The following is a 3,507-nucleotide window of genomic DNA, read 5'->3' as shown; positions in this document are numbered from 1 at the left end:
ATCGTCCAGTGGCCCACCGAAAACCGCCCCTCGATCCCGTCGTTCGTCGCCTCCCGCCACCCCCGCCGCGCGCGGCGCAGCGCACGGGACCCGAGCCCTTCCCGCGGCACCGGCTGCTCCCGCTGAGCGGCCACGCGCCGGAGGACGTCGTCGTCGACGCGCAGGGCCGACTGCTGTGCGGCGTCGACGACGGACGCATCCTGCGCATCGACCCCGAGACCGGCGCCGTGAAGACGCTGGCGACCACCGGTGGCCGGCCGCTCGGCCTCGAGGTCTGCGCCGACGGCACCGTGCTGGTCTGCGACGCCTACCGGGGCCTGCTCCGGCTCGACCCCGAGGCCGGTGTGCTCACCACGGTCGTGGACTCCGTCGGCGGCGAGCCCCTGCGCTTCTGCTCGAACGCCACCGCCGCCCGCGACGGCACCGTCTGGTTCACGCAGTCGAGCACCCGCCACGATCTCGACCGCTACGTCGGCGCCGTGCTCGAGCACCGCGGCAGTGGCCGGGTGCTGCGCCGCGACCCCGACGGCACCCTCCACGTCGTGCTCGACGGCCTGCACTTCCCGAACGGCCTCACCCTCACCGAGGACGAGACCGCGGTGCTGTTCGTCGAGACCGACGGATATCGCCTCACCCGCGTCCCGGTCGAGGGCCCCCACGTGCCCGAGGTTCTGCTCGACAACCTGCCGGGCATGCCGGACAACGTCTCCCGGGCGGGCGGCGGCCGGCTGTGGATCGCGATGGTCACGCCCCGGAATCGGCTGCTGGACCGTCTCGGGACCACCCCGCCGTGGCTGCGGAAACTGCTCTGGCGCTTGCCGACCCGGCTGCTGACCATGCCCGGCCGCACCACCTGGGTGCTGTGCGTGGGGGAGGACGGGCGCATCCTGCACGACCTGCAGGCCGACGACGTCGACTTCCACATGGTCACCGGGGTCGCCGAACACGACGGGCGGCTGTATCTGGGCAGCCTGGAGCAACCCGGGATCCTCGTCCTCGACCTGCCCTGACCGCCGCCGCGCGCGGGTCCGGGAGGGGGCCGGCCGAGGATGAATCCGGACGCTACGGAACCAATGGATCAACCGAATCCGTGGGAGTGCCCCCGGTGTTCGATGCCGACCCTCGGGGGAGACCGACGGGTCAGCCGGTGTTCTTCGTGGCCGTCAGATAGGCCTCCGTCCTGGTCAGCTCCGACAGCTCGTCCGGGAGCGACGGCATCCGAATGCGGTAGGCCGCGACGAGGTCCGCGATGCTCGACGCCCGCACGTCCCACGCGTGGGCGCCGAGCCATTGCGCCGGATCGACCCGGGCATCGTCGTAGAACAGGTGGCGCACGTCGAAGTTGCCGAAGAACGACTTGCCTCCGAAGTACTTGTCCCGCACGGCGGCGAACCGCGCGAAACCGTGGCTCGTGCCGAATCCGTCGAGAGCGAGCCTGCTACCGGCGGTGGACAACGCATCGATGCGCTCGAAGAGAGCGTCGTGCGCGGGCCCCGGCAGATACGGCAGCAACCCCTCCGCCGACCATGCGGTCGGGTGCTCCCGGACGAAGCCGGCCTCGGCGAGGGCGGCGGGCCAGTCGTCGCGGAGATCGACCGCGACCGGCCGCCGATCCGAAGTCGGTTGCGCGCCCTGTGAATCGAGCACGCCGGACTTGAACTCGAGCACCGTCGCCTGGTCGATCTCGAACACGACCGTCCCGGACGGCCACGCGAGGCGGTAGGCGCGGTCGTCGAGTCCGGCGGCCACGATGACCACCTGCCGCACCCCGTCCGCGGTCGCCGTCGTGAAGAAGTCGTCGAAGAACTTCGTGCGCAGACCCATGAACCGGGGGAAGAAGAACGGGAGCTTCTCCAGCGCGGAGGGGTCACTCAGCAAGGCGACGAACTGAGGATCGTTCGCAGCCTCGACGAACCAGCGGGCGAACGGATCGGAGATCAACGCGTCGGGACGTTCGGATTCGAGCGCCCGGAAGGTCGCCACCGCAAGCGCTGTGCGGCCCACGCTGCTCACGATGTCCCAGGTGTCCCCGTCTTCTCGCATCGGTATCACCATCCTCGATGGGGTAGCCGCGTGCCCCGAACTCTCTCGGGGCACGCGGCGCAAGCCGGCGCCCGGTCAGAAGTTGCCGAAGCGCGGGACCCCCGGGCCCACGCCGAGATCGCGGTCCCAGCGCCAGTCGTCGTGGTCGTGCGGGCTCCGCCAATCCCGGAGTCCGTGGTCGTGGTCGCAGTCGCGCCATTCCCGGTGTCCGCGGTCCTGCCGCCACTGCCAGGGACCGTTGTGGTCGCAGTCCTGCTGCCACACCTGCTCGATCCGGCTGTGGGGGGCCGCGTCGGCGAGAGCGGGCGCTGTGACGAGGCCGAGGGGGACTGCCGCCGACATCGTGGCTACGGCGGCCCAGCGAAGAATGCGACGTGAATGTGTGGGCGGTGTCGATTTCATCGGTGAAACTCCGATCTGCACTCGGCCATGGACTCGCGCGGCGAGGACCCGTGCAGGCGGCCGTGACCGATACGGTGTGCGGCCCGGGCCCGCGGACTGCGGGCCGGGCCGGATCGACCATCGATCCGATTTCGAGAGTTGCAACTTGTATCCACAACAGGCCGAGAGCGATCGGCATTCCCGCTGTGGGCCTGCAAAATTCATTCGTTCGGCTCCAAGAATTTCGAAGCCTACGGAACACGAAAAATAACAGAATTTCTCGGATCCAGGGTGGTCCACCCACCCGACATCGACGCAACGACCACGCGGCGCGGTCCGATTCGGCAACCTGGTCGGGACGGTCCCGGACGGGGACCGCGGACGTCATGGCACCTCGAGCGCAGGACGGTGACCGCCGTGCCGATCGACAACGACCTCTACGACCGGATCGGGATGGGTTGGTGGGACGAGACCAACCCGCTCAATCTGCTGCAGGGCAGCCTCACCCCGGCGCGGTACGACTACCTCCGCAGCGTCCGCCGGGACGCGGATATGCGACCCTCGACGGGCTGCGAGTCCTCGACATCGGAAGCGGAGGATTCCTCTCGCGGCGGCACCTGACGGTCAACCTGTCGGGGGCGCTGTCGAGGGCTTGGGGTCCGCCGGGCGGGTGGACCCGGCGCGGTGGGCTCGGGACGGCTGCTCGGCGTGATCGTCGCTACGGCCGCCGCGTCGCCGCCCCGTTCGGGGAGGTCGCCCGGAGTTCGCGAAAGCCGTTGAGCCCGAACAAGTTCGGACACCGATCACGAGAAGGGGGCAGGCAGAGGCATCCCCACTGCACCCTTCGTTGTATTTGCGAATTAAGTCCGGGTCCGGGCACCCTTCGTGGGTGCGTGTCATTCGTTGCATCCCCCCGCTGGCTCTGATCCTGGTGGCGCTGTCGCCTGCCGTGGCCCACGCCGACCGGTCGGCGGACTCGATCACCGTGTCCGCCGACACCCTCGGATTCGGCGACCACATCGGATTCCGCGGGCACGACGACACCGTCACCCTGACGTTGCCGGTACCGGCCGGGCTGACCCC

5 protein-coding genes are annotated in these 3,507 nt (G+C 69.8%); 3 read left to right on the top strand and 2 right to left on the bottom strand.

All coding sequences use genetic code 11. The features are described 5' to 3' along the window. The coding region (locus I0Q12_RS21535) for an SMP-30/gluconolactonase/LRE family protein (protein ID WP_231611170.1) at positions 1 to 1,010 on the top strand (1,010 nt) is incomplete at its 5' end. A 130-nt stretch (positions 1,011 to 1,140) separates the two neighbouring features. Here I0Q12_RS21535 and I0Q12_RS21530 read toward each other — a convergent pair. Together I0Q12_RS21530 and I0Q12_RS21525 are read right to left on the bottom strand one after the other, a co-directional pair. Next, positions 1,141 to 2,043 carry an SAM-dependent methyltransferase gene (locus I0Q12_RS21530; RefSeq protein ID WP_197254537.1) on the bottom strand — a complete coding sequence of 301 codons (903 nt, stop codon included), beginning with the start codon at positions 2,041 to 2,043 and terminating at the stop codon, positions 1,141 to 1,143. A 75-nt stretch (positions 2,044 to 2,118) separates the two neighbouring features. Further along, positions 2,119 to 2,385, bottom strand: coding sequence for a hypothetical protein (locus tag I0Q12_RS21525; RefSeq protein ID WP_197254536.1), 267 nt, complete (start codon positions 2,383 to 2,385; stop codon positions 2,119 to 2,121). A gap of 456 nt (positions 2,386 to 2,841) precedes the next feature. Between I0Q12_RS21525 and I0Q12_RS21520 the strand changes: the two genes are divergently transcribed. Together I0Q12_RS21520 and I0Q12_RS21515 are read left to right on the top strand one after the other, a co-directional pair. Continuing rightward, on the top strand, positions 2,842 to 3,045 hold the full coding sequence (locus tag I0Q12_RS21520; RefSeq protein ID WP_197254535.1) for a hypothetical protein: 204 nt from the start codon (positions 2,842 to 2,844) through the stop codon (positions 3,043 to 3,045). A 268-nt stretch (positions 3,046 to 3,313) separates the two neighbouring features. Next, a partial coding sequence (locus I0Q12_RS21515; RefSeq protein WP_197254534.1) for a hypothetical protein occupies positions 3,314 to 3,507 on the top strand: 194 nt, incomplete at its 3' end.

The sequence above is a fragment of the Rhodococcus sp. CX genome (assembly GCF_015865005.1).
GTDB lineage: Bacteria > Actinomycetota > Actinomycetes > Mycobacteriales > Mycobacteriaceae > Rhodococcus.
This window is presented reverse-complemented; position numbering and strand designations above follow the sequence as displayed.